The organism is Arthrobacter sp. N1, from assembly GCF_048288285.1.
In the GTDB taxonomy this organism is placed as follows: Bacteria; Actinomycetota; Actinomycetes; order Actinomycetales; family Micrococcaceae; genus Arthrobacter_D.
The window spans coordinates 2,446,701-2,472,923 of sequence record NZ_CP102608.1 but is presented as its reverse complement, the minus strand read 5'-3'; the positions used below and the strand labels follow the sequence as shown (position 1 = coordinate 2,472,923).

The following is a 26,223-nucleotide window of genomic DNA, read 5'->3' as shown; positions in this document are numbered from 1 at the left end:
CGGGAGGGCATGGCATTCGAGCCGACGTCCCCTCCGAGTCCTCCGTCGACGAGACACCGACACCCGCCCCCCGGGTGACCGGTGCCACCGTCGACCGCTCCGTCGGTGACTCCGGCAGGACTGCTCCTGGACCCGTGGGCACGTCCACCGCCGTCGAGGAGCTCGTCGACGAGGTCGGGGCCACCGCTCCGGCAGCGACCTCTCCGTCGAGCGACAGGCGCGCGTCCGGCCCCGCGCAGGGGGTGCTGGGGGGCGTCCGCACCGTGTACCGCTCAGTGTCCCGCCACTGGCGGCGCTCCCTCCAGTTCCGTACCGTCGTCGCGACGATGCTGCTGACCTCCGTGTCCTTCGTGGCCGTGGGCGGGTTCCTGTCCAACCAGATCACCAACGCCCTCTACGATCAGCGGTTCGACCAGTTCAGCGCCGAGGCCTCGGACGCGCTCGACGACGAGAAGGCGGTGTTCCGCAACTCGTCCGCGACCGACACGGACACCATCAACCGCCTGGTCCTCGACTCCGTGACCCAGCTGGTGGGCACCGATTCCGATGCGCCGCGCCAGTCCATCCTGGTGCCGCTGCCGACCGACAACGGCTCCGTCGTCTCGACGACGACCAGCCAGGCGGGGGCCACGGCGCGCATGCTCCCACCCGATCTGCAGGCTGCCGTCGCGGACGGCGAGGAGATCTACTGGGCGCCGATGGTGATCCCGGTGACGGGAAGCGGGGCGACCAACGCGCCGGGCCTCGCCTTCGGCACCCAGGTGACGCTGCCTCCCGAGCAGAACCCCGTTGCGCTCTACGTCTACTACGACCTCTCGACCATGCAGTCGACGCTCGACGACATCCACCGTGTGCTGTGGCTCGCCGGCGTCGTGCTCTTGATCGTGATCAGTGCGATCGCCTGGTACGTGACCCGAAGCGTCGTGCGGCCGGTCAGCTACGCGGCCTCCGTCTCGGAGAAGCTCGCCGCGGGCGAACTCCAGGAGCGCATGGAGGTGTCCGGTGAGGACGAGGTCGCGCGGCTCGGCGCCTCCTTCAACCACATGGCGGGCAGCCTGCAGGACCAGATCACGCAGCTCGCGCAGTTGTCGCAGATGCAGCAGCGCTTCGTCTCGGACGTCTCGCACGAGCTGAGGACGCCGCTGACGACGGTCAGGATGGCAGCCGAGGTCCTCCACGATGCGCGTGAGGAATTCAACCCGATCAACAAGCGCTCCGCCGAGATCCTCTTCGACCAGGTGGAGCGGTTCCAGGCGCTCCTCGCGGACCTCCTGGAGATCTCCCGCTTCGACGCCGGCGCGGCGGTGCTCGAGGCCGAATCGGTCGATATCGTCCAGTTGGCGCAGCACGCCATGGACGGTGCGCGACCCCTCGCAGAGCGGCTCGGCTCCGACCTCGTCATCGTGTCCGGGGAGTCGATGTGCATCGTCGACGCCGATGCGAGGAGGATCGACCGCATCCTCCGCAACCTGATCGTCAACGCGCTCGAGCACGGCGAGGGCAGGCCCGTCGAGGTCCACATCGCCTGCAACCCGGAAGCCGTCGCCGTCGCGGTGCGGGACCACGGCATCGGCATGACTCCGCTGCAGGCCTCCCGCGCCTTCGACCGGTTCTGGCGCGCCGATCCCGCCCGCGCCCGCACCACGGGCGGCAGCGGACTCGGGCTCTCGATCGCCATGGAGGACGCGCGGCTGCACAGCGCCTGGCTCGAGGCCTGGGGGGAGCCCGCCGCGGGAGCCTGCTTCCGCCTGACCCTGCCACGCCACCAGGGCACCGACCTCGCGTGCTCGCCCCTCGCGCTGCCGCCCTCCTCCGCTCCCGTGCCCGCCTCGCAGCACGCGGCGCAGGGAGCCGGCACCCGCGCGGACGCTCCGGCGCCGCGACCACGGAACGACGACGAAGGGCGAGGCAGTGGACACTGATCGTCGGCGGGACCGCGGCGCCGCACACGCGCGGAGGCCGCACCGGGCCGGGCCAGCCCTCTCGGCCCTCCTGGCTCTCGTCCTGCTGGTCACCGGGTGTTCGGCGATCCCGACGTCGGGCCCCGTCGGCGTGATCTCCGCGTCGGACGGCGAGCCCGACGTCGTGGCGCCCGTCTTCGACCCGCAGGGGCCGTCCAGTGGAGCCACACCCGAGCGCATCCTGCAGGATTTCATCAGGGCCGGCACCGGAGCGGGTGAGGGCTACAGCGTGGCTCGCCAGTTCCTGACCGCGGAACTGGCGGAGGCCTGGCAGCCCGAGGAACGGATCGTCCTGTTCCGCGGTGATCCCCGGGTCGAGAAGCGCGAGACCGAGGGCGTCTACCAGATCCAACTCGAGACCACGGGGACCGTCGACGCGCGGGGCGTCCGGACCAACAGCGCCGGACCGTCCACGGAGACCCTCGGGGTCCGCATGGTCGAGGTCGACGGCGAGTGGCGCATCGACGAGATCCCGGACGGCATCATGATCGCGCAGAGCAGCGCGACGGATCTGCTGACATCACACAGCCTCGCCTTCTACAGCAGCAACTACCGCTACTGGGTGCCCGACGCCCGCTGGTTCGTGCGGCGGACGGGCGTGACGGCGCGGATCGTCCAGGCCATGCTCGCCGGACCTGCGCCCTATCTGCAGGGAGCAGTCACCAGTGCCTTCCCGGAGGGCGTCACCCTCGCCCGTGATTCGATCCCCATCACCTCGGGGCGGGCCTCGGTCGAACTGTCCCCGGAGATCCTCGAGGACGCGACCGATCTGAAGCTGCAGCAGATGAACCAGCAACTGGAGGCCAACCTCGTCGGACTGAACGACGTGACGTCCGTCGAGATGACCAGTGGACAGCCGATCCAGCTCGGGGATCGCGCTCCCGACCTGGTGACCCCTGAACGTACGCCCGATGTCGGGGGCGAGCAGGTGGCCATCGCCGACAACGACCTCGTGCGGGTGCGGAACGGAGGTATCGTCGCCATCGACGGCCTACCCTCGGTCGCCGAGTACGACCCGGTCGACCCGGCGACGTCCGTGTCCGGCAGCGCCTATTCCTTCGTGAACGCTGACAGGTCCGCCCTCTTCGTGACCGCTCCGGGCAGCCAGGTCCGCGAGGTCCTGTCGGGCACCGGACTGACCCAGCCCTCGTTCGACCCCGAGAACTGGCTGTGGACCGCGCGTTCCGTCGGGGCGGGCAGCGAGGTCCTCGCCCTTCCCCCGGGCGGCACGGAGGAGAACGCGGTCGTCCTCGCCGCGGGATGGCTCGGGGGCCGGATCGTCAAGGACCTGCGCATCTCGCGTGACGGTTCCCGTGCCCTGGTCGTCGCGGAGCGTGAGGGTGCGGGCGAGATCCTGCTCGCGGGTATCACCCGGTCGGCGCAGGGAGCCCCGCTGGGGCTCACCACACCGGTGAGCATGCCTGTCCCCGGCCAGGTCGACACGGCCAGGTGGGCGGGACAGAGCACGATCGTCGCCTCGTCGATCGGTATCGACGAGGAGGCCGTCCCGGTGGTGCTGCACCTCGACGGCGCCGTGGAGACGATGGCCCCACTCGAGGGCGTGGAGGGCATCAGTGCCGGGTCGGACGCCGAGGACACCTTCTATGCGCAGGCCGACGGATCCCTCTACCGGCGCATCGTGACGAGCTGGGTGAACGAGGACCTGGCGGTCAGCGACCCCGCGTTCCCGGGGTGAGGATGTCCACTTAGGGCCATCCGCCGGTGACCCGGGGACAGCCCCGTGATGGGCTCTGGGCATGCACCCCGGTGACTTCCTGGACCGACTCGTCTTCGCCCGCTTCTCCGTCCGCGTCGCGGCTGCCGTCACGGCGTTCGTCGCCCTCGTCCTGCCGTCGTCCTGCGTTCTCTGCGGCCGGTGGGACACCTCACTCTGTCCCGACTGCCTCACCGTCTTCCGGCGCGCGACGTCCCGGCCGTACCGCGCCGAGGCCGACGCGGAATCCCTGCCCGACGTCCCCGTCGGGATCGCCGCCCGCGACGCCGGCCGGGGCCCGTGGCAGGGAGGCGGACGGGTGGCGGAGGCGGTTCCAGCGCTCGTCGAGGTCGGGCCGCTGCCGGTGGTCGCCGCCGGTCGCTACGGTCGCGCGGTGTCGGGGGTGCTGCTCGCCTTCAAGAATCATGGGCACGTCGATCTGGCCCCTCCGGTCGCCGCGGCGCTCGCCGGTGCACTGCACGAGGCGGTCCGAGGGCTCAGCGCGCCAGGGATGGGCGCCGCGTCACCCGTCCTGCTGGTACCGGTGCCGAGCCGATCCTCGTCGTCGCGCCGTCGCGGGTACGAACCGCTGATGATCCTGCTCACGAGGCTCGAGCGGACGGGGAGCCTCCCGGCGGGGACCGCTGTCGTCCCGGCGGTCCGGCAACGGTCCCTTCTCTCGCGCTGGTGGATGGGCCGGCGCGGGCGTCGGGCCGGCGCGCTCGTGCGGTCCACCGTGGCAGCGCTGCGTGCCGGACCGCAGGGCGGGCAAAAGGGTCTGGGGCGGCGGCGACGAAGGTCGAACGTCCTGGGGACGATGCTCCTCGCCGGACGGGCACGTCACCGTGTACCGGGCAGCTCCTGCATCATCGTCGACGACGTCCTGACGACGGGCGCGACCATCAACGAGATGCACCGGGTGCTGCACGCCGGAGGAGCCCGTGTCCAGGGGGCGGTCGTGGTCGCCGCGACCTCCTCGCCCGCCGGTACCGCTCCCGCCAGTCCTGCTCCCGGCGGCACGAGCCCCGCCGGTACCGCCCCTGTCCGCCCGTCCGGCGGGCCTGGTCGGACACCGGGCAGCAGCACCACGGTGGCGCCGGGGCCGGTCCCGGGGACACCCAGCAAGCTACCGGAAGTTTTGCAGCGTGGAGGGGTGAATAAAGGACAGCTGTGAACTACCGTGAAGTACGGGTACCACACAGTGACGACACGTACCCGTCGGCGGCGGCTCTGCTCAACGCCACGGCCGCCGTCGTGTCACCTAGCGATGTGGAGGGCACCATGGAATTTGTGATCAATGGTCGTAACCTGGCGGTATCGGACCGTTTCCGTGAGTACGCGACGGAGAAGATCGACAAGATAGAGCAGCTCGGCGACAAGGTACAGCGCGTCGACGCCAAGATCACCAAGGAACCCAGCGCACGCATGGCGGACACCTCGCTCACGGTCGAGCTGACGGTGCTCTGCAGGGGCCCTGTCGTCCGGGCCGAGGCCTCGGCGGGCGACAAGTTCGCCGCCTTCGATCTCGCCTACGCCAAGCTCCTCGAGCGCCTCCGCCGGGCGCGCGACCGGCGGAAGGTCCACCACGGTCGGCACACCCCGCTCGCGGTGCGCGTCGCGACGGCCGACCTCGAGCCCGCCGACCCGGTGCAGCCCATCTACCTCGAGACGCCGGTCATCGAGCCGACCTCCCACGAACCGGTCGCGGAGACCGAGGACGTCGATACCTATTCGTCGCCGGACGACGTGCCCGCCGGGGACTCGCCGGTGCTGATCCGCCGCAAGGTGTTCTCCGGGACGCCCATGACCCTCGACGACGCCGTCGACAACATGGAACTCGTGGGTCACGACTTCTATCTCTTCGTGGATTCCGCCACCGGTGCTCCCTCCGTCGTCTACCGGCGGCAGGGCTGGACCTACGGCGTGATCACCCTCGACTCCAAGTGCGCGGAAGGTACCGAGGAACCCCACGAGGAACTGCTGGCCTACCGGGCGCGTGAAGCCGCCACCGCCTAGCCCATCCAGGGGTCGGCACGCCGCCCCACCACGACGACGAGGAACTGCCTCCGCGCCCGGCGCGGGGGCAGTTCCGTGCGGGAGACCTCACCGGACGATGCAGACACTCACCATCGCGCAGGCACGACGCATCGCCCTGGCCGCACAGGGCCTGCACCGCCCCAGGCTCGAAGCACCGACGTCGCTCCGGGCTCTGCGTGCCGCAGCCCTCCGCCTGCAGGTCCTGCAGATCGACTCCGTCAACGTCCTCGTGCGATCCCACTACCTCCCCCTCTTCTCCCGGGTCGGGTCCTACGACCGCGCCCACCTGGACGCCATGTCCTCCGTCGCGCCGCGCTCCCTGGTCGAGTACTGGGCCCACGAGGCGAGCCTCGTGCCACCCGAGCTGTACCCGCATCTCGTGGCGCATCAGCGGCGCACCTGGATGGGTGCGTCCAGCGTCCCTGCGGAGCAGCGAGCCCTTCTCGAGTCGACCATCCTCGGGCTGCTCGCCCGGGGAGTCCCCCTGACGGCATCCGCCGTCCAGCGGGAGGTGGGCGGGGACCCGTCCCGTCCGGCCGAAGGCTGGGGCTGGCGGTGGACCGCCGCGAAACGCGTGCTGGAGGATCTGTTCGCCCGGGGGAGGATCGGCTCCGCCGGACGCAACGCACAGTTCGAACGTCTCTACGCGCCCCTGACGGCCGTGCTGCCGGATCCGCGGCTCGCCGGCCAGGAGGTGGACGCCACGGAAGCGCTCGCCGTCCTGGCGGACCGGGCCCTCGGTGCGCTCGGCGTGGCGTCGGCCCGCTCGGTCGCCGACTACTTCAGGACGCCGGTCCGGCAGACCCGCGCGGTCCTGGAGTCGCTCGTCGGGGCCGGGTCGGTCCGGAGCATCGCCGTGCGTGGGGAGGCTGACCCCTGGTACCTGCACCCCACCGCCGAAACCATTCCGCGCAAGGCGCAGGGCCGGGCCCTCCTCAGTCCCTTCGACTCCCTCGTCTTCGAGCGCGACAGGCTGCTGCGGCTGTTCGGCTGCCACTACCGCATCGAGATCTACACCCCGGAGGAACGCAGGGTGCACGGCTACTACGTCCTCCCGTTCCTCCTCCGGGACGGCATCGCCGCGCGGGTGGACCTCAAGGCGGATCGGCCCGGCCGCACGCTGCTCGTGCGCGGCAGCTATGCGGAGAAAGAGGCGCCCGCGGACACCGCGCACGAACTCGCTGCGGAGCTTCACCTGCTCGCGGGCTGGCTCGGGCTGGACGACGTCGTCGTCGAGGACCGTGGCGACCTCGCCCTCGCGCTCGCCGGTCAGGTCGGCAGGATACCCTGAGCGGAAGACGCAGGCCCGGTCGCCGTAGCGCGCCGCACGGGCCCCGGAACGGAGGGGCGGAACGTCCCTCCCGTAGACTAGAGACGCCATCTTTGGGCAGCATCAGATTGGGAGCAGATACCAGTGCCATCACTTCTTGAACGAGTACTCCGCACCGGCGATAAGAAGACACTGAAGCGACTCCGGAACTACGCTGACGCGATCAACGTGCTGGAAGACGAATTCCGTGAGATGTCCGACGCGGAGCTGCGCGGCGAGACCGACCGGCTGAAGCAGCGCCATGCGGACGGCGCCTCCCTCGACGACCTTCTGCCCGAAGCCTTCGCCGCAGTTCGCGAGGCATCGAGCCGGACGCTCGGACTGCGCCACTTCGACGTCCAGCTGATGGGCGGCGCCGCCCTGCACCTCGGCAACATCGCGGAGATGAAGACCGGCGAGGGCAAGACCCTCGTGGCCACGGCACCCGCCTACCTCAACGCCCTGAGCGGCAAGGGCGTCCACGTCGTCACCGTCAACGACTACCTCGCCGAGTACCAGTCGGACCTCATGGGTCGCGTCTACCGCTTCCTCGGCCTGACCAGCGGCTGCATCCTCTCCAAGCAGGATCCCGCGACGCGCCGTGAGCAGTACGCGGCCGACATCACCTACGGGACCAACAACGAGTTCGGGTTCGACTACCTGCGCGACAACATGGCGTGGAGTGCGGCGGAGCTGGTGCAGCGTGGCCACAACTTCGCCGTCGTCGACGAGGTGGACTCGATCCTCATCGACGAGGCGCGGACGCCGCTGATCATCAGCGGGCAGGCCTCCGGCGACGTCAACCGCTGGTACAACGAGTTCGCGAAGGTCGTGCAGAAGCTCACCGTCGAGGCCGACTACGAGGTGGACGAGAAGAAGCGCACGGTCGGCGTGCTCGAGGACGGGATCGAGAAGGTCGAGGACTACCTCGGCATCCACAACCTGTACGAGTCGGCCAACACCCCGCTGATCGGATTCCTCAACAACGCGATCAAGGCCAAGGAACTGTTCAAGCGGGACAAGGACTACGTGGTCCTCAACGGCGAGGTCATGATCGTCGACGAGCACACGGGACGCATCCTGGCGGGTCGCCGCTACAACGAGGGCATGCACCAGGCGATCGAGGCGAAGGAGGGTGTGGAGATCAAGGCCGAGAACCAGACGCTCGCCACCGTGACCCTGCAGAACTACTTCCGCCTCTACGAGAAGCTCTCCGGCATGACCGGCACGGCCGAGACCGAGGCCGCCGAATTCATGTCCACGTACAAGCTCGGCGTGGTACCCATCCCGACGAACAGGGAGATGGCCCGCAAGGATCTCTCGGACCTCATCTACAAGAACGAGGTCGCCAAGTTCGACGCCGTCGTCAAGGACATCGTCGAACGCCACGAGACCGGCCAGCCCGTGCTCGTCGGCACCACCAGCGTGGAGAAGAGCGAGTACCTCTCGAAGCAGCTGGCAAAGGCCGGTGTGCGCCACGAGGTCCTGAACGCGAAGAACCACGCGCGGGAAGCCGCGATCATCGCGCAGGCCGGGCGCAGGAGTGCCGTCACCGTCGCCACGAACATGGCCGGACGAGGGACCGACATCATGCTCGGTGGCAACGCGGAGTTCAACGCCGTCGCCGCCCTCGAGAAGCTCGGGCTCGACCCCGCGGACAACGCGGAGGAGTACGAGGCCAAGTGGCCCGAGGCCCTGGAAGCAGCCAAGGAGGCCGTGAAGTCGGAGCAGGACGAGGTCCGCGAGCTCGGCGGCCTCTATGTGCTCGGCACCGAACGCCACGAGTCACGGCGCATCGACAACCAGCTCCGTGGCCGGTCCGGACGCCAGGGCGATCCCGGCCGCTCCCGTTTCTACCTCTCGCTCACCGACGACCTCATGCGCCTCTTCAACTCGGGCGGTGCCGAGCGCATCATGAACAGCGCCACCATGCCCGACGACGTCGCCCTCGAGTCCACGCTCGTCTCGAAGGCGATCGAGAACGCGCAGGGACAGGTCGAGGGCCGCAACGCGGAGCAGCGCAAGAACGTCCTCAAGTACGACGACGTCCTGAACCGGCAGCGCGAAGCCATCTACGGGGACCGCCGTCGGATCCTCGAGGGCGGCGATCTCAAGGAGAAGGTGCAGTTCTTCCTGGAGGACGTCATCACGGCGATGGTCGACGAGACCACGGCGCAGGGTCACGGGGACGACTGGGACTACGAGCTGCTGTGGACGAACCTCAAGACGCTGTACCCGATCACGCTGACCGCCGACGAGGTCATCGACGAGGCGGGCGGCGCGTCGAAGCTCACGCGCGATTTCCTGCACGACGAGATCCTCTCGGACGCCAAGCTGGCCTACCAGGCACGGGAGGAAGCGCTCGGTGAGCAGACCATGCGCGAGCTCGAGCGGCGCGTGGTCCTGTCGGTCATCGGCAGGAAGTGGCAGGAGCACCTCTATGAGATGGACTACCTCAAGGAGGGAATCGGCCTGCGTGCCATGGCCCAGAGGGACCCGCTGGTCGAGTACCAGCGTGAGGGGTTCATCCTCTTCCAGGCGATGATGGAGTCGATCCGCGAGGAGAGCATCGGCTACCTGTTCAACCTCGAGGTCGAGGTCGCCGCGCCGGCCCAGACCGGGCTGCCCGGGGTGACCGACGCCAGGGGCATCGTCCAGGCCCCGACCATCAAGGCGGCGGGGCTCGAAGCTCCCGCGAAGCCCGCAACCCTGAACTTCACGGCGCCGAACGCGCAGGGCGAAGCGGAGATGCATGTCGAGCGGAACAAGCCCCAGGCCGCTCCCGCCACCGGCAAGGCCACAGGCAAGAAGGCCCGGAAGAAGTAGTCAGCCGATCTCCAGGGCGGTCACCCGCCACACCCCGCGCCGTTGCTCTATGCGAAGAGCGACGGCGCGGACGCGTGTCCGGTCGAAGGCGACGACCGAGGCTTCGTAGACCCCTGGGCTGATCGGGCAGACCCGTGCCGACCGGACCACGACCTGGCGGACACCGGTCCCGGTGGGGGAGCCGCTGCTCCCCGACGCGGCACCGATACAGCGGACGAGATTCGCTCTCAGGTGTAGGCGTTCGTAGTTCTCCGGGTCGAGCCAGCGTGACATCTGCTGCAGCGGCCGGACGCCGATGAGGACCTCGAGAGCGCCCTGCGCCACGGACCGGGCAATCCCCGAGATGCGCTGCACGATCTCCCGGTCCGCGTCCGCGTCCGTGATCGCGGGAACCGGAAGGGCCCGGCCGGCCGGCGCGGGACGCGCCGGGTCGGCAGCACGGTCGGCCCCGGCGCCGTCCGTCGGGGTGAACGGCAGGACGGTCGCGCCGCCGGAGGCCGGAGGCCCAGGGGGCCTCGCCACTAGGGGGCGCGGAGCACCGCTGACCTCGGCGAGGTGGTGGTCAGCGGTTCGATGGAGCTGCGTGACGGCGGGCATGGTGTTCCTCTCGTGGGCTGGGCATGGTGATCGGGTGATGTCGTCCGATCGGCGTCGCTGCGACCCTGTGGAGGATCGCGTCCGCCCGGAGCCGGGCGCGCTGAAGGACGGCGGGGTGGTGGTGCTCTTCCGGGATGGTGCGCGTGCTCAGATCTGTGGCGCGCGGAGGACCTGACCGGGCAGGAGGAAGGACGGGTCGTCCCCGATGATGGTTCGATTCGTGTCGTACCACGCGGGCCACGCCTCGGCGACATCGGCAGCGGTACAGAGGGGGCCGAGGTGATGCTCGACGATGGACCAGAGAGAGTCCCCGGGCGCCACCACCACGGCCACGCGTTCAGGATCGGAGCGCGTCGGTGTCCGGACGAGCGGGCCTCCCGCTGTCGGCATCGGGGCCGGTTTCCATCCGGGCGAGACGGGACTCCGATCGTCCGGCCCTGTCGCCGATGCTGCGGCGGCGACGGGTACGGATGACCAGGAGGGGGATATGGCGATCTTCGGTGCCGGATCCGCCGGGAGGAAGGACCCGACGCCCCCCGAAGGTGGTGGTCCCGCCTGCGCGTCCTGGAGAGGGACGGCCGTGGACGTCCGTACCATCGAGGACGGGTTCGTCTGGGCGGAATGGGCGACGGCAGGCACGGTCACCAGGTTGATGCCGACGAGGGCGGCGGCGAGACGCCGCATGAGTGCAGGCGTGCACCGCTGCGCCAGCCGGGCTGCCGTCGACGGACCGCGGCGCAGGACCAGGTCGGTGGCGATGGCGACGAGGAGCGTGAGAACCCACCAGACGACGGCGACGACGCCCACGACCGATATCGCCACGCCGATGAACCCGTCGACGGACGTCCGACCGGGAGTGGTGGACATCGCTGCGAGAGCCCGTCCCGCAAGCGCCGCTACGCCGCCGCACACGAGGATCAACCCTGCTGAAAGTGCGTCCGTTCCGCTCATGATGACCTCCGCTTTCAGTTTGAGCTTATTTGATGCAGTTTGTCTACGTTTGATTCTTTCGAACCGGTTTGTTGCTCGTTGACGATGCCCGAGTTCGGGCCTAGCGTGAACGCATGCGATGGGATGCCCTGTTCACCGATCTGGAAGCACAGCTGCACTCCGCATCGGTCGCGCACCGGGAGGGCGAGATCAGGGACAGGACGCGGACGGAACAGTCCCGGGTGACGATGTCGCAGAGGCTCATCGCCCAGATCGGTCGGCACCTGTCCGTCTCGACGCGGGGCGGCAGGACGGTCTCCGGACTCGTGACCAACGTCGGCTCCGCGTGGGTCTCCCTGGTCGTCGAGGGCAGGTCGGTGGTCGTCCCGTTCACCGCAGTGCAGGTCCTACGCGAGCTCGACCGGGTGGCCGGTCAGCCGCTCACCGGGGTCGAGGCGAGACTCGGCTTCGGGTCGGTGCTCCGCGAGCTGTCCCGCGACCGGTCCGTCGTCGCGCTCTGGCTGGGGAGTCCGGCCGCGCAGGTCATCGGCGTGATCGAGCGCGTGGGCGCGGACTTCCTCGAACTCGGACTCTCGAGTGCGGGCCAGGATCGCAGGTCGTCGCAGGGCAGGGAAGGCCTGACCATCCCGTTCACCTCGATCGACACGGTCGACGCCGCACACTCGGGGGCATGAGCGCTGCAGGGGAACCTGGGTGGTCGCCCTCCCCGGGCGACCCGTGAAGCTCAGCGGACCTGCGGCACTTCGCTCTCGGCCCTGAGCGCCGAGGCGGTCCTCTCGTAGGCCTGTGCGATGTACTCCTCGAGAACGCGCGTCTCCACCCGCCACTGGCCGCGGCCGCCGACCTGGATCGCGGGGAGCTCGCCCGAACGGACGAGGGCGTAGGTCTGGGAGGAACTGATGTTCAGCACCTCGCCGACGTCCGCGAGCGTGAGGAAACGTCGTTCGGCCACGGGTCCGCCTTTCCTGGTCGGGTGTCGTCCTTGAACAGTCTGCCATCGCACCAGCGCGGTCAGGCCGACTTTCCACAGTTTGACCCGATTTGGCGCTCTTCGGTTCCCTTCGGATCGTCCGTGCACGAGACTGGCTGTCCAAGCGTGGTCCGACGCGGAGTACGCCCTGTGGGGGGAGACCCGAGTGAGCATCGACGCGCGCACCACGCCATCGCCGGCCGAGGCACCGCGGCTGAGAAAGCCCTCCTGGAAGGATCCCCGGCTCCTCGTCGGGCTGCTGCTCGTGCTCGCGTCCACGACGGGGGTGATCGCCCTGCTCCAGAGCCAGGACATGACGACGCAGGTCTACTCCGCGCGCATGGATCTTCCCGTCGGAGCGACCCTGACGGCGGAGTATCTCGTCGCGATCCCCGTGCGCCTCGGCGACGCGGCGGGATCCTATCTACCGGTCTCGGAGGGGATCCCGGAGGGCATGGTCGCGACACGGCTCGTCGCACGCGGCGAACTGGTGCCGTCCGCTGCCCTCGGGACCGCGGACGAGCTCGACCGGAAGCCCGTCGGCCTCACGGTCGAGGATCCTCTGCCCACCGGAGCGGACGCCGGCGACCGGGTGGACGTCTGGATCTCCCTCCGGACCGACACGAATACGTACGACGAACCGCGACTCCTGCTCGAAGCGGCCGAGATCGCCGAACTGACGGTCGGCGAGTCGGCCCTCGGCTCGAGCTCCTCGACCCTCGTGCAGGTCCTCGTCGAGGACGATGCCATGCCCGAGTTGCTCAACGCCCTGTCCAACGACGCCCGCATAGCCGTCGTGCTGGATCCTGGCGCCGGTTCGTGAGCATCCCGATCATCACGCTGGGCGCGACGGCAAGCGCCTACGTACCGGGCCTCGAACAGCTGCGCGGCCCGGTCACGGTCGTCCGACGGTGCGAGGACCTGCCGGAACTGATCGCGGCCTGCCAGACGGGCCTCGCGCGTGCGGTCGTCATCGCCCCCGGTGCCGCCGACCTGACAGTGAGCCTCGTCGACCGCCTGGCCTTCTCCGGAGTGGTGGTGGTCTCGCTGTACGACGGATTGCCGGACCCGGCCGCGGCAGTGGTGGACGGGGTCGACTACGTGCAGTCGTCGATCGCGCCCTCGGCACTCGCCGACGCGGTGACCAGGGCTGTCGAGCGGTTCGACGCCACCTCGTCGGTCCGGCGAACGTCCCATGCGTATGCGGACCCGATGAATTTCTCCGCAGATCCCGTCACTCCGGAGGTCGAGCTCGCCGAGCCGCCGGGGGAGGGGCGCATCATCGCGGTCTGGGGTCCCACCGGCGCGCCCGGTCGCACGACCGTGGCGATCAACATGGCGGCCGAGCTTGCAGCGACCGGCGTCCCCGTCCTGCTGGTCGATGCCGATTCCTACGGCGCGAGCATCGGTGCGTCCCTCGGGCTCCTCGACGAGTCCGCCGGCCTCGCGCAGGCCTGCCGGATCGCAGATCAGGGTGGCTTCAACGGAACCGCTCTCGGGCGGATCTCGGTCAGTGTCGCCATCAAGGGCGGTCGGCTGCGGGTCCTGACCGGCATCACGAGACCTGATCGCTGGCCCGAGCTGCGTCCCGCCGCGCTCAGCCAGGTGTTCTCCGCCGCCCGCGCGCTGGCGGCGGTCACGGTGGTCGACTGTGGATTCTGCCTCGAGGCGGACGAGGAGCTGAGCTTCGATACCCTCGCACCCCGCCGCAACGGTGCAACGCTGCGCTGCCTCGAGGTCGCGGACACGGTGATAGCGGTGGGGTCGGCGGACGCCATCGGCGTGCCCCGCCTGGTCAAGGCGCTCGCCGAACTCGCCGACATGATCCCGGCGGCCATACCGCACATCGTCTTCAACCGGGTCCGTGCCGCTGCCGTGGGCCGTGGGCCGGAGACGCAGCTGAGGGAGGCCTGGGAGCGCTTCGGTCCGGCCTCTGCCATCGAGGCCTTCCTGCCGGCGGATGCCTCCGCTGCGGACCAGGCACTGCTCGCCGGCACGGCACTGCTCGAGACGTCACCGGCATCGCCGCTCCGCCTCGCCATCGCAGGACTCGCCGGTGTCCCGGCCGCCGAAGGGCGGCGCCGCGGTGGGCGTGTGTCCCGCGGACGCGACGTGAAGTTTGAGGTGAACCCCGATAGGGTTCAACGGTAAGAGGTCGCAATGGAGCGGCCTTTCATTTCGTGACGGAGGCCCTTTCCATGTCGTCTGGATCCAGGACAACGGATCAGTCAAGCTCGGACACGTCAGGGGAGGAATTCGTAGAGCATTACTTCGAGCACCTCGCGGACGAGGACGCCGCCGGTTATGCGCCGAGCGACCTCCGCCAGCGGGCTCTCGCGCACCGTGACCTCGCCCAGACGCGCGAGCCCGGGGCCGCGGCGATCGGCATCATGGACCAGGGCACCTCCAGCGTCGTCCTGATCGTCACCGACGACATGCCCTTCCTCGTCGATTCGGTCACCGCCGAACTCGTCCGGCAGAACGCGGCGATCCACCTCGTGGTGCACCCCACCTTCCTCGCCGTGCGGGAGGACCGGTCGCACGCGCTCACGGGGCTGCGACGTGTGCCCTCGACCGCCGGTGCGTCCAGCGGGGACACTGCCGCGCTGCCCAACATCGGCGAGCTCGTCGGCCTCGAGGGTCGGACGACGCACATCGAGTCCTGGATGTCGGTGGAGGTCACCCGGCTGGCCGACGCCGCAGCGAAGGAGTCCATCATCGACGGCCTGCACCGGGTCCTCGGGGACGTCCGGTCCGCCGTCGAGGACTGGCCCGCCATGCGGAGCGCCGTGCGCTCGATCGAGGCTTCCCTGGATTCCATCACGGGCGCAGCGGACATCCCGGACCTGCGGCAGGCGCAGGAACTCCTGCAATGGCTCGACAGCGGGAATTTCACCTTCCTCGGGTACAAGGAGTACGACCTCGTCACGGATGACGACGGCGACGACGCCCTGCGCGTGCGCGAGGGCAGCGGACTGGGTCTGCTGCGGCTCGGCAGTGCCGGCGGACATCTCCAACAGCTCACGGCAGCAGGGCGTGCGAAGGCCCGGGAGCGACGCGCCCTCGTCATCACGAAGGCGAACTCGCGCTCCACCGTGCACCGCGCGGCCTACCTGGACTACATCGGGATCAAGAGCTTCGATGCCCAGGGCAATGTCAGCGGCGAGCGCCGCTTCATCGGGCTGTTCGCGACCAGCGCCTACACGGGCTCTGTGCGCAATGTCCCGCTGGTCCGGGACAAGGTCTCGGAGGTGCTGCGCCGCTGCGGGTTCCCGTCGGACTCACACTCCGGCAAGGACCTCCTGTCCATCCTCGAAACGTACCCGCGTGACGAGCTCTTCCAGATCGGCGTGACGGACCTCGTCACCACCGCGCTCGGGATCCTGCGCCTCCAGGAGCGACGCCGCACGCGCCTGTTCCTCCGGCCGGACGTCTACGGGCGCTTCATGTCCGCGCTCGTCTACCTCCCGCGCGATCGCTACACCACCAGTGTCCGGCTGCGGATCGAGGGCGAGCTGCGAGCCGCTCTGGACGCCGACTCAATCGACTTCGAAGCGCGGATGAGTGAATCCGCGCTGGCTCGGCTCTTCTTCCGCATCCGGTTGCAGCGGGGAGCGGAGATCCCCGAGATCGACGCCGCGCAGCTCGAGGAGAGGCTCGTCCGGGCAGCACGGTCCTGGTCGGAAGGGATCGTGGAGGTCGCGCAGGAGCGGTTCGACCAGGACTCCGCGCAGAGCCTGGCGACCTACTGGGCCGAGTCGTTCCCGCCCAGCTACCGGGTGGACTACGAGGTGGAGGACGCTCTCGAGGACATCGCCCGCTTCGAGAGGCTCGCAGACTCGGGCGCGGGGGTGCCGCAGCTGCACGTGTATGTCCCGGAGCATGACGGGCCGGAGGATGCGCGGCTGAAGCTCTACCTCACCGAGGCGAAGAGCCTGACGCAGATCCTCCCCTACTTCCACAACCTCGGCCTGGAGGTGCTGGACGAGCGGCCGTTCGAGATCACGCGGGCCGATGGGCGGTCGTTCTTCCTGTACGACCTCGGGCTGAGGTACCCGGCCGGTATCTCCGCCCTCGGTACGGCGTCCCTGCTCCAGGACGCGTTCTCCGCCGCGGTGTCCGGCAGCAGTGAGTCGGACGCCTTCGACCGCCTCGTGCTGAGCGAGGAGCTCGGCTGGCGCCAGGTGGTGATCCTGCGGTCCTATGCCAAGTACATGCGCCAGATGGGCAACACGAACTCCTACGGCTTCGTCGCGGACACGCTGCTGCGGAATCCGGTGGTGACCCGCGCGCTCGTCGCACTGTTCACCGCCCGCTTCGATCCCGACCTGGAGGGTGACCGGGACGCCGCCTCGACAGCGGCCCGAGCCGCACTGGATGAAGGTCTCGAAGGGGTTCCGACGCTCGATGCCGACCGCGTCCTGCGGACCTTCGCCAATCTCATCGAGGCGACGCTGCGGACCAACTACTTCCAGGACAAGCGGTACGTCAGTCTCAAGTTCGACACGGCGCGGATCGACGGTGCACCGTTCCCGCGGCCCAAATTCGAGATCTGGGTCTACTCCCCGCAGGTGGAGGGTGTGCACCTCCGGTTCGGCAAGGTAGCGCGCGGGGGGCTGCGCTGGTCGGACCGCCGCGAGGACTTCCGCACGGAGGTGCTCGGCCTGGTCAAGGCGCAGACCGTCAAGAATGCGGTGATCGTGCCGACCGGTGCCAAGGGCGGGTTCTTCGCCAAGCAGCTCCCCGATCCGTCCGTGGATCGGCAGGCCTGGCTGGCAGAGGGACAGGCGAGCTACCGCACCTTCATCCGGGGATTGCTCGACATCACGGACAACGTGATCACGAACGGGACCACCGAGACGATGGTGCCGCCGTCCCGCGTCGTACGGCACGACGACGACGACACCTATCTGGTGGTCGCGGCGGACAAGGGGACGGCCTCCTTCTCGGACATCGCCAACGAGTTGTCGGCCGAGTACGACTTCTGGCTCGGTGACGCGTTCGCGTCCGGGGGGTCGGTGGGGTACGACCACAAGGCCATGGGCATCACCGCCCGTGGTGCCTGGGAGTCGGTCAAGCGGCACTTCAGCGAGCTCGACGTCGATACCCAGACCGACGACTTCACCGTGGTCGGTGTCGGTGACATGAGCGGAGACGTCTTCGGCAACGGCATGCTGCTCTCGGAGCACATCCGCCTCCTCGCGGCCTTCGACCACCGCCACATCTTCCTCGATCCCGACCCCGACGCCGCTGCCTCCTTCGCGGAGCGGCGGAGGTTGTTCGAGCTTCCCCGGTCGAGCTGGGAGGACTACGACAGCAGCCTCATCAGTGAGGGCGGCGGTGTGTTCCCTCGGCAGGCGAAGTCCGTTCCCGTGTCGCCGCAGGTCCGCCACGCACTCGGACTGGATGACGGTGTCACGCGGATCAGCCCGCCCGAGCTGCTGAAGGCGATCCTCAGGGCTCCGGCCGACCTCCTGTACAACGGGGGTATCGGGACCTACGTCAAGGCCTCGGACGAGACCCACGCCGAGGTCGGGGACCGCGCCAATGATGCCATCCGGGTCAACGGCGACGAACTGCGTGCCCGGGTGGTCGGCGAGGGCGGCAACCTGGGCATGACCCAGCGCGGCCGGATCGAGGCAGCGCTGTCGGGAGTCATCCTGAACACCGACGCGATCGACAACAGTGCGGGCGTCGACTGCTCCGACCATGAGGTCAACATCAAGATCTTCGTCGACCGGATGGTGCGCGCGGGTCGCCTGCAACCCGAGGAGCGGGCCGGGTTCCTGCACTCCATGACCGACGAGGTCGCGCGCCTGGTGCTGCAGGACAACATCGACCAGAATGTGCTGCTGCTCAACGACCGGCAGCGGGTCGTCGAATGGAGCCCGAGCTACGAGCGCATGATGGACTGGCTCGAGCAGAAGGCCGATCTCGACCGTGATCTGGAGGCGCTCCCGACGACCGCGGTGCTGCGGCGACGCATCGATGCCGGTCAGGGACTCACCTCTCCGGAACTCAGCGTGCTCGCGGCCTACGCGAAGATCGAGCTGACGAAGGTCCTGTCGGCCAGCACCCTCGCCGATGATCCCTATTTCAGTGAGACGCTGAGGCGCTACTTCCCCCGCCAGCTCGTCGAGCGCTTCGACGACCTGCTGGACACCCACCCGCTGCGTCGCCAGATCATCTCGACCGTCATCGCCAACGACATCATCAACCTGGGCGGCATCACCTTCGCATTCCGGGTGATGGAGGAGACGTCGGTGCCGGAACCGGTGATCGCCCGGGCCTTCGTGGCGCTGCGTGAGATCTACTCCTTCGACGAGACGGTCGACGCCCTCGCCGCGCTGCCGGCGGACTTCCCCACGGAGCACTGGACCACGGTGCACCTGGACCTGCGCCGGCTGCTCGACCGCGCCGTCCGCTGGTTCGTGAACCACGTGGAGCAGGGGACGCCCGTCCAGGCCGACATCGACGCCTTCAAGCCGCTCATCGCGCCGTTCATGGCACGCCTGTCCGGCTACCTGCGCGGAGGCGACCTCGAGCGGGCACGCGTCGGGGTCGAGACGGCGACGGCGTGGAACCTGCCGGAGGAGCTCGGGCGGCACTGGGCCGAGCAGTTCGAGTCGTTCGCGCTTCTCGATATCGCCTACAGCACGCGACGCGTGGACGAACCGGTGGAGAACATCGCGCAGGTGTACTACGCCGTGTACGACAGGTTCGAGGTCGACAACCTGCTCGAGCGGATCACGAAACTACCGCGGAGCGACCGGTGGCAGGCGCTCGCCCGGGCGGCCCTCCGTGACGATCTCTACTCGACCGTCGCGGACATCGCCGTCGCCGTCATGCGCGCCTCGCAGGACATGCGCCGGCGCGACGCGGCCGACCGGCTGCAGGCCTGGCAGGAGCAGAACGCCGACCAGCTGCAGCGGGCGAGCAACATGTTCGCGGAGGTCAACCGGCTGGAGCAGGACGACATCTCGTCCCTGTCCGTCGCGCTTCGACTGCTGCGGTCCATCGTCCGGTAGCGGGAGGGCCCCACCCCCGGTCGGCAGCAGCCGACCGGGGGTGACAGACTGAAGACCCGACCGTGGGAGCAACGGTCGGAGCGGTCGGGCGGCGCAGCCGGACCCGGACCGCCACGCCGAACGACGAAGGACTTCATGGCCATCTTCACTGACCCGATCCGCGAATACGCTGGATTCGAGCCCGGCGACGCCGAGTGGCTGCACCTGCTCGTCGGGGACTGGCAGATGGTCGCGGACCTCGCGTTCGCCGACCTCGCGCTCTGGTTCCCGCTGGACGGCGGCGGCTATGTCGCCCTCGCCCACGCCCGGCCCTCGACGTCGCACACGGTCTTCCACAGCGACTTCGTCGGCGAGCGGATCCGCGCGGATCTCCAGCCGCTCGTCGACGTCGCGTGGGAATCGCAGAAGATCGAGCGGTCCGGGGAGACGAACTGGACCACCGAGATGGCGATGCGCGTGGAGGCCGTGCCGATGGTGCGCAACGGCCGGACCCTCGCCGTCGTGACGACGCACATGGATCTCTCGAGTTCGCGCATGCCGTCGCGGCTCGAGCTGACGTACCGCCAGTGCGCGTACGATCTGCTCCGCATGGGGACGCTCGGACTCTGGCCCGATTTCGCCACCCCCACAGGATCGCGACGGGGCGCCCCCCGAGTCGGCGACGGCCTCATCCGGCTCGACGTCGACGGCATCGTGCAGTACGCCAGCCCGAACGGTGTCTCCGCCTTCCGTCGGCTCGGCGACGTCGAGACGCTGGAGGGCCGTCCATTGGCAGAGATCACCACGGCGCTGCTCAAGGACCGGCGGATGGTGGACGAGACACTGCCGCTGGTCGTCACCGGGCGCATGCCCTGGCGCACCGAGATCGGCTCCCGAGGAGTCAGTCTCTCGCTGCGCGCCATCCCCCTGCGGGACGAGAAGGAGCGGTTCGGTGCTCTTGTGCTCTGCAGGGACGTCTCCGAGCTGAGGCGCAGGGAGATGGAGCTCGTCTCCAAGGACGCGACCATCCGTGAGATCCATCACCGGGTGAAGAACAACCTCCAGACCGTGGCGGCGCTGCTGCGGATGCAGTCGCGCAGGATGGTGAGCGAGGAGGGGAAGCTCGGTCTCGAGCAGGCGATGCGGCGGGTGTCGACCATCGCGCTCGTGCACGAGACCCTGTCCCAGGGGCTGGCGCAGAGCGTGGACTTCGACGAACTCATCTCGCGCCAGTTCCGCCTGTCCGCCGAGGTCGCCTCGCCGTCGCAGGCGGTCCGCACGGAGAGGAGCGGGGACTTCGGGGAACTGCCGAGCGACCTGGCGACCCCGCTGGCCCTCGTGATCAACGAACTCGTCACCAACGCGGTGGAGCACGGCTTGTCCGGACGAACCGGGACGGTGTGGCTGATGGCGGACCGGCAGACCGAGGCCGACGGCGAGGACACGCTCAGGGTGACGATCGCGGACGACGGGGTCGGGCTGCCTGCGGGTGGTCACGCCGAAGGGCTGGGCCTGCAGATCGTCCGGACCCTCGTCACGAGTGAACTCGGCGGCACGATCGAGTGGAGCACGCGACCGGGTGGGGGGACATCGGTCACCCTCGAACTCGGGCTCCGGCTGAACCAGGGTATGTGAACCGGGTCATCGCCGGAACGAGGAAGGGCCGCCCATCGGGCGGCCCTTCCTCACTCATCCGAAACCCGAAGGCCCGGGTGCATCGCGTCCGTCAGGACGCGCGCCGTGCCCGGGCTGCCCGGCGCTTCAACGCCCGGCGCTCGTCCTCGCTCAATCCGCCCCACACTCCGGCATCCTGCCCGGATTCGATGGCCCACTGCAGGCAGGTGTCCTGCACCTGGCAGCGGCGGCAGACGCTCTTCGCCTCTTCGATCTGAAGAAGCGCCGGTCCGGTGTTGCCGACCGGGAAGAACAGCTCCGGGTCCTTGTCCAGACAGGCTGCGCGACTACGCCAATCCATGTTGATCACATTCTCCTTCAGCCACGCACACATGGGTCTTGTGAAAAGATTCACGAGGGGGCTCATAGTAAAGGGGCCGACATCGGCCCCCTGATTTGCTCTGCTTTTAAGGCTGTCACGTTACCAATCGGTAAACAAGGGTTTTACAGTTCTAATTGGTGGCGCGGGTGAGGGGTATGTCACAGCAGGGGCGACGTCGCCGACATGTGGCGCGCCCGCACCGGTCGGGTAGGGTGCGAGGATGTCCACCGATCCCGCCGTCCAGCAGCCCGCGAGGCCGGGCAGCGTCCTCGTCATCGCAGGGATCCTCCTGCTCGAGGGTGTCGCACTCGGGGTCCTGGCCGTGGTCTCGATCCTGACCATCTTCACGGCAGCCCCTCTCTCCGTCGGTGGATCGGCCTTCATGGCCGTCCTGCTGCTGATGGTGGCGGGTGGCCTCTCCATCCTCGCCGTCAGGCTCACGGGAGGTTTCCGGTGGCCGCGGTCGCCGGCACTGGTCGTGCAGCTCTTCCTGGTGATTCTCTCCTTCCCCTACTTCTCCTCCGGGAGTCCGCTCGTGGGATTCCTGCTCATGGTGCCCGCCGCCGTCGTGATCGTGCTGCTGTTCTCCCGCCGTGTCCTGGATTTCACCGTCCGAACGACGACCCCCGAACGAACGCTGTAGGTGCCGGCCCCCGACCGGTGACGTCGCTTCGTGCGCCGGACTCCGATGGTCCAGGGGCGTGAGCGATCTGCAGCTCCTGCACGCCGGAGAGGCCGCAGGCGAAACCTCGACCGAGGACCGACGGCCCACTCGAGTCGATCCGGACCCCGAGGAAGTCGCCGTCCGAAGGATTCCGCGGCGACAGGACGATGCCCTGCCCCGAGGCGCGGGCCGGCAGTGACAGGGGGACCCGGGCCATCAGGGCCGGGCTCGGAGCGGCGGTCAGCACCGCGGCGGCTCCCCGGGTGACGAGCGACGAGAGTGCCTGCTGCACGTCGGCCTGTAGCTGGTCGGCGTCGTCGACGAGGAGGAGGGAGCCCTCGCAGCTCGAGCCGCTGGTGCCTGCCACGCCGCGCCAGTACGCGGCCGCGCCACCCGCTGTAGCTCCCGGTCGCGGCCTGAGCACCTGGAGCGGTGCCTGCAGGAGCCTCGATGATGCCTCGAGGACCCGGAGCGTGTTGGACCGTCCAGAGGCGGCATGTCCGAGGACGAGGACGGCCTCCCCGCCGCGCAGCTGGAGCCGGTACGGCCGGAGGTCGTCGCCCTGCAGGCCGAGAGCCAGCGCGGTCCCGGTCTGGTCGGAAGCCCCGGTGGCGAGCGTCGCTTCGTGGAGCTCCTCGAGGGTCACCGCCTTCGGGAGGGCGTGGACCGGGAACGGTGCCCGGGTGGGAGCCGGCGGCTGCTCCTGCGGCATCTCGGCTGCCAGCACCAGTTGGCACACGGCGTCTCCCGTTGCCCCGGCGATCCGGCCCTGCACGAGCCCACGTCCCCTGAGGGCGTCGATCGGCGGGATCCTCGGCCACGTCATCGTCGTTTCCTGGTGCGCGCCCAGCGGGAGATAGACGCGGTTCGGCACCAGCGCGAAGAAGCGCGCCGTCGTGAGTTCGCGGTCACCGGTGATCAGGACGGAGACGCCGCAGGCCGCGCCGTCGCGCACGAGGGCGTGGAGATCATCCTCCGCGCGCGCCCGACGTCCCTGGCGGAACAGCGTGCTCCAGCGGCCCCAACCGGTGACGGCCAGCACGACCGGGGACCCGGGACGGGTCCCGTCCGTGGTGAGCGCGGCAAGCCGTTCCAGGACGCGGGCCGCTCTGGCGGGTTCCGCTGCCCCGACGTATGCCCCGGTGTGGCGGCTGTCCGCCGGGCTCGCGAGGGAACCGTCACCGTCCAGCAGGTACAGGTGGACCTCGTGGTCGGCCTGGGGGAGTCCGGCGACGACGGCGGCGACTGCGTCCTCCAGGCCGCTCGCGGGCAGTCCGATCAGCGCAAGGTGCGAGTGGTCCTCCGGTCTCCACAGGAGGGCGCGCTGTTCCTGGCGTTCCGGCAGGTCGATGAGGCCGAGCGCGACCTGCCCGCTGCGGGCGACTCCCGAGCGCATGGCCGCATCGGGGTGGGCGCCGTGGTCTCTGCCGTGATCTTCGCGCTGGTCCTGGCCACGCTCCGAGGCGTCCGCCATCCCGTGCCGATCGGCGGCCGGGGGATGTGCACGGCAGTGAGCCGGCGTCAGGAAGGCCGGGAGAGGCGGTAGCACGGGTCCGGGCGGTCGACGCCGGCCAGGACCACCCGCCGCGTCGACGACGGCTTCGACGGCATCCGCGAGGACCGACGCGGACGCAGGCGGTGGCTCCGCGGGCGCACCATGAATCCGGTGCCGGTCGGGCTGCCCCATGTCCCGTTCGTCGAGGAATCGAGTCAGGTACTGCCAGTCGGGTGACTCGGCCCTCCTCGGCGGGGTGGACGATGATGCCACCTGGAAGGAGAGGGGCTCTTCCGCACCGCGTCGGAGGAATGCACGGCCGGGAAGATCGACGGGGATCTCCGCGGCAGCACCGGAGCCGAGAAGATCCTGTGATTCCGTCGCGGTCTGGACGCGCAGGAGGATCGATGACGTGATGTTCGCGCGCAGGTCGGGCGTGATGGCACCCTGAGCGCGCTGCGTGGCGAGGACCAGGTGTACCCCGAGCGATCGTCCCAGCGCGGCGATCTTCATGAGATCCGCGACCGCCGTCGGGACGTCGTCGCTGAGCATGCGGAACTCGTCGATCACGACGACCAGTCGCGGCGGACACGTCGCGGGAGACGTTCGCCGGAGCGCGTCCGTATCGGGCACGCCCTGGTCGGCGCACAGTGCTTCCCGCCGGCGCAGTTCTGCGCGCAAGGACGCGAGTGCGCGGGCCGTGGATTCGGAGGACAGGTCCGTCATGCTCCCGACGCAGTGCGGGAGAGCGGCGAGCGCCCCGAGTCCCGAACCGCCCTTGTAGTCGATCAGGAGCAGATTCAGGTGCTCCGGTGGCTGGTGCAGGGCAAGTCCGATCACCAGCGTGCGCAGGAGCTCCGATTTCCCCGAGCCGGTGGTCCCGGCCACCAGCAGATGCGGTCCGTCCCTGACGAGGTCGAGCAGAAGCGGACCGGAGGACGATCGACCGATGAGCGCCGTCGGATGGTCCGGATCGGACACCTGCCACTGTCCGGCCACGGTGTCGCGGACGGACAGCGGACCCGGTACCTCCGACCAGAGCGACGCCGACGTCGGTGGCGCACCGAGCAGGGTCCCGGGTTCCTCCTGGTCACCGCCTCCGGCCCGCCGGTCAGCGGCTTCCGAGCGCGCCAGGGCCCGTGCCGCCCGTTCGAAGCTGTGCTCCGACACCCCGTCCGGGACGATCTTCACCTGCTCACCGTCGAGATGGACGACGCCGTCGTCGGCGCTCAGCAGGACGCACCGATCGCCGGCGGCGACCTCCGTGGCAGCACCGGGGCGGGAACTGCGAGGGTCCGCGAGGAAGCGGAGGATCACGACTGTCGCTGCGCCGGGAGTGACCGGCACGTCCTCGGCGTCGTGGAGCACGACGAGCACACCCGGCGCGCGGGTGAGGTGGGCGAGGACGGCCGGGTCGCGGGTCAGGACGACGTGCGGGAGGAACCGGGCGTGCCGGGCCAGGTCCTGCGGAGCAGCCCAGATCACCACCACCGTGCGAGCCGCCCGTGGATGAGCCGTCTGGAGCAGCAGCGCTCGCCGCAGGCCGCGGACCGCCTCTGCGGCACCGGTGACGGTGAACCTCGTTGTCCCTCCGTTCTCTCGCCCGCACGGCAGGAGGAAGGGGACGTCGTGGAGCATGGGCGGGACGAACGGTGTGTCGGACCCGTCCGAGGACACATGGGCAGGCTGATGCGCTGTCCCGAGGCGTAGGAGGACGACGGCGGATGTCCGCTGCCGTGGCGGCGATGTCGACATCTCGCTGCCCGCCGGCCGCAGGGCGTCCAGGGCCGATCGCCCGGGATCGGAGACTGCCACGACACGGCGCCGCCGGTCGCGATCAGCTGCGTCCTGGAGTGCGGAAGCGAAATGGGCGGCGCTCCGGCGGTAGGCAGCAAGCGGCACGAGCCCCGTGACGGCGGACAGTGCACTGAAGGCGAGGAAGAACCACATGCCGGTGGTCAGGGCCAGCACCACGCCCAGCACCAGCGGAAGCAGCGCGGTGAGCACGAGGACCTTCGACGGCCGCTTCGGTACCCGGTGACCGACAGGTAGGGGATCCAGGATGCACGGGTCCGTCGTTGGCGCCCAGCCCTGTCCATCCACGAGGTCGATGCTGCAGCGGCTCGACCCGAAGCGGAGTTCCGACGAGACATCGATCCCCGCCTTCGTCACGGCGATCCCGTCCACCCACGTGCCGTTGGCCGACCCCAGGTCCTCGATGACGATGGAGTGCTCTCCGATCGTGAGCAGGGCATGATTCCTGGACAGTCCCGGATCCGCCACGGTGATCGCTGTCCGGGCACGCCCGATCGTGTAGCTGCCACGGACCAGGGGGAAGACCTGACCCGCGTCGGGGCCCGAGTGCACCACGAATGCCAGAGGCGGGAGGGCCGCACTGCTCCTCTCGGGTGGCCGACCGGCGACGATCACGGAACCGGGTGGGACCTCCTCCGGCGGTGCCAGGTTCAGGGAGCCCAGAGGCCTCCCGTCGACACTGAAGGGCCCGGGGTAGCCCGCTTCGAGCAGCCGCTCGGCAAGGGCCGACCCGGTGGGAAGGCGAGCTGTGTCGACGACGATCTCCTCCGTCGCGAAGCCGTGCGGCGGTGCGGCAACCAGCGTGACGTGCAGATCCACCGTGCCTCCCGTCGTCGTCTGGTCCGAGGCTAGGCCGCACGGCCCGAGAGCGGGTGGCGAAG

The 26,223-nt window shown here is 69.5% G+C and carries 17 protein-coding genes; 12 read left to right on the top strand and 5 right to left on the bottom strand.

The genetic code is table 11. The features are described 5' to 3' along the window. Positions 1–134: 134 nt before the first annotated feature. The 6 genes from mtrB to secA all read left to right on the top strand — a co-directional run bounded on the left by mtrB (position 135) and on the right by secA (position 9,847). Positions 135–1,922, top strand: coding sequence for an MtrAB system histidine kinase MtrB (gene mtrB / locus NVV32_RS11460; RefSeq protein WP_235498681.1), 1,788 nt, complete (start codon positions 135–137; stop codon positions 1,920–1,922). Further along, positions 1,912–3,657 (top strand): LpqB family beta-propeller domain-containing protein, encoded by a 1,746-nt coding sequence (locus tag NVV32_RS11455; protein ID WP_055768711.1) that lies wholly within the window; start codon positions 1,912–1,914, stop codon positions 3,655–3,657. Before mtrB ends, NVV32_RS11455 begins: the two co-directional genes overlap by 11 nt. Positions 3,658–3,718: 61 nt before the next feature. After that, positions 3,719–4,849, top strand: coding sequence for a phosphoribosyltransferase family protein (locus NVV32_RS11450; protein ID WP_422390245.1), 1,131 nt, complete (start codon positions 3,719–3,721; stop codon positions 4,847–4,849). Positions 4,850–4,956: 107 nt separating this feature from the next. Next, positions 4,957–5,691, top strand: a complete 735-nt coding sequence (gene hpf / locus NVV32_RS11445) for a ribosome hibernation-promoting factor, HPF/YfiA family (RefSeq protein ID WP_055769350.1) — start codon at positions 4,957–4,959, stop codon at positions 5,689–5,691. 97 nt (positions 5,692–5,788) lie between these two features. After that, a complete protein-coding gene (locus tag NVV32_RS11440) occupies positions 5,789–7,003 on the top strand; it encodes a winged helix-turn-helix domain-containing protein (RefSeq protein WP_055768717.1) in 1,215 nt (404 codons plus the stop codon). Positions 7,004–7,126: 123 nt separating this feature from the next. After that, positions 7,127–9,847 (top strand): preprotein translocase subunit SecA, encoded by a 2,721-nt coding sequence (gene secA, locus NVV32_RS11435; RefSeq protein ID WP_422390244.1) that lies wholly within the window; start codon positions 7,127–7,129, stop codon positions 9,845–9,847. Here secA and NVV32_RS11430 read toward each other — a convergent pair whose 3' ends face one another. Next, on the bottom strand, positions 9,848–10,444 hold the full coding sequence (locus tag NVV32_RS11430) for an Rv3235 family protein (RefSeq protein WP_422390243.1): 597 nt from the start codon (positions 10,442–10,444) through the stop codon (positions 9,848–9,850). A gap of 147 nt (positions 10,445–10,591) precedes the next feature. Beyond that, positions 10,592–11,395, bottom strand: coding sequence for a LysM peptidoglycan-binding domain-containing protein (locus NVV32_RS11425; RefSeq protein ID WP_422390242.1), 804 nt, complete (start codon positions 11,393–11,395; stop codon positions 10,592–10,594). Positions 11,396–11,508: 113 nt separating this feature from the next. Here NVV32_RS11425 and NVV32_RS11420 point away from each other — a divergent pair, with 113 nt between their 5' ends. Continuing rightward, positions 11,509–12,069: a hypothetical protein gene (locus tag NVV32_RS11420; RefSeq protein ID WP_422390241.1), complete on the top strand. Its 561-nt coding sequence runs from the start codon at positions 11,509–11,511 to the stop codon at positions 12,067–12,069. Positions 12,070–12,119: 50 nt separating this feature from the next. Here the strand turns inward: NVV32_RS11420 and NVV32_RS11415 are convergent, their stop codons facing one another. Further along, positions 12,120–12,347: a helix-turn-helix domain-containing protein gene (locus NVV32_RS11415; protein WP_422390240.1), complete on the bottom strand. Its 228-nt coding sequence runs from the start codon at positions 12,345–12,347 to the stop codon at positions 12,120–12,122. Positions 12,348–12,531: 184 nt separating this feature from the next. On the opposite strand from NVV32_RS11415, the gene NVV32_RS11410 reads away from it, so the two are divergent. The 4 genes from NVV32_RS11410 (at position 12,532) to NVV32_RS11395 (ending at position 21,007) form a co-directional block, all read left to right on the top strand. After that, positions 12,532–13,188, top strand: a complete 657-nt coding sequence (locus NVV32_RS11410; RefSeq protein WP_422390239.1) for a hypothetical protein — start codon at positions 12,532–12,534, stop codon at positions 13,186–13,188. Next, positions 13,185–14,516, top strand: coding sequence for an AAA family ATPase (locus NVV32_RS11405; protein ID WP_422390238.1), 1,332 nt, complete (start codon positions 13,185–13,187; stop codon positions 14,514–14,516). Before NVV32_RS11410 ends, NVV32_RS11405 begins: the two co-directional genes overlap by 4 nt. A 47-nt stretch (positions 14,517–14,563) precedes the next feature. Next, entirely contained in the window at positions 14,564–19,393 is a 4,830-nt protein-coding gene (locus NVV32_RS11400; RefSeq protein ID WP_422390237.1) for an NAD-glutamate dehydrogenase, read from the top strand. Between the two features lie 135 nt (positions 19,394–19,528). Next, complete coding sequence (locus NVV32_RS11395) at positions 19,529–21,007, top strand: sensor histidine kinase (protein WP_055768745.1); 1,479 nt, start codon at positions 19,529–19,531, stop codon at positions 21,005–21,007. A 91-nt stretch (positions 21,008–21,098) separates the two neighbouring features. On the opposite strand, the gene NVV32_RS11390 is transcribed toward NVV32_RS11395, so the two are convergent. Beyond that, the gene (locus tag NVV32_RS11390) at positions 21,099–21,347 is read right to left on the bottom strand and encodes a WhiB family transcriptional regulator (protein WP_055769355.1); all 249 of its coding nucleotides are present in this window, start codon (positions 21,345–21,347) and stop codon (positions 21,099–21,101) included. Between the two features lie 241 nt (positions 21,348–21,588). On the opposite strand from NVV32_RS11390, the gene NVV32_RS11385 reads away from it, so the two are divergent. Continuing rightward, complete coding sequence (locus NVV32_RS11385) at positions 21,589–22,011, top strand: hypothetical protein (protein WP_055768749.1); 423 nt, start codon at positions 21,589–21,591, stop codon at positions 22,009–22,011. Here NVV32_RS11385 and NVV32_RS11380 read toward each other — a convergent pair. Next, a complete protein-coding gene (locus tag NVV32_RS11380) occupies positions 21,974–26,161 on the bottom strand; it encodes an FtsK/SpoIIIE domain-containing protein (protein WP_422390236.1) in 4,188 nt (1,395 codons plus the stop codon). The two genes, NVV32_RS11385 and NVV32_RS11380, sit on opposite strands and share 38 nt — an antisense overlap. Between the last annotated feature and the right edge of the window lie 62 nt (positions 26,162–26,223).

Excerpts from the sequence above, each read along its gene's own strand:
- NVV32_RS11395 (WP_055768745.1), top strand. The coding sequence starts at position 19,529 with ATGGCCATCTTCACTGACCCGATCCGCGAATACGCTGGATTCGAGCCC.
- NVV32_RS11400 (WP_422390237.1), top strand. The coding sequence starts at position 14,564 with ATGTCGTCTGGATCCAGGACAACGGATCAGTCAAGCTCGGACACGTCA.
- NVV32_RS11450 (WP_422390245.1), top strand. The coding sequence starts at position 3,719 with ATGCACCCCGGTGACTTCCTGGACCGACTCGTCTTCGCCCGCTTCTCC.
- NVV32_RS11440 (WP_055768717.1), top strand. The coding sequence starts at position 5,789 with ATGCAGACACTCACCATCGCGCAGGCACGACGCATCGCCCTGGCCGCA.
- hpf (WP_055769350.1), top strand. The coding sequence starts at position 4,957 with ATGGAATTTGTGATCAATGGTCGTAACCTGGCGGTATCGGACCGTTTC.
- NVV32_RS11390 (WP_055769355.1), bottom strand. The coding sequence starts at position 21,347 with ATGGATTGGCGTAGTCGCGCAGCCTGTCTGGACAAGGACCCGGAGCTG.
- NVV32_RS11385 (WP_055768749.1), top strand. The coding sequence starts at position 21,589 with ATGTCCACCGATCCCGCCGTCCAGCAGCCCGCGAGGCCGGGCAGCGTC.
- NVV32_RS11425 (WP_422390242.1), bottom strand. The coding sequence starts at position 11,395 with ATGAGCGGAACGGACGCACTTTCAGCAGGGTTGATCCTCGTGTGCGGC.
- NVV32_RS11420 (WP_422390241.1), top strand. The coding sequence starts at position 11,509 with ATGCGATGGGATGCCCTGTTCACCGATCTGGAAGCACAGCTGCACTCC.
- NVV32_RS11430 (WP_422390243.1), bottom strand. The coding sequence starts at position 10,444 with ATGCCCGCCGTCACGCAGCTCCATCGAACCGCTGACCACCACCTCGCC.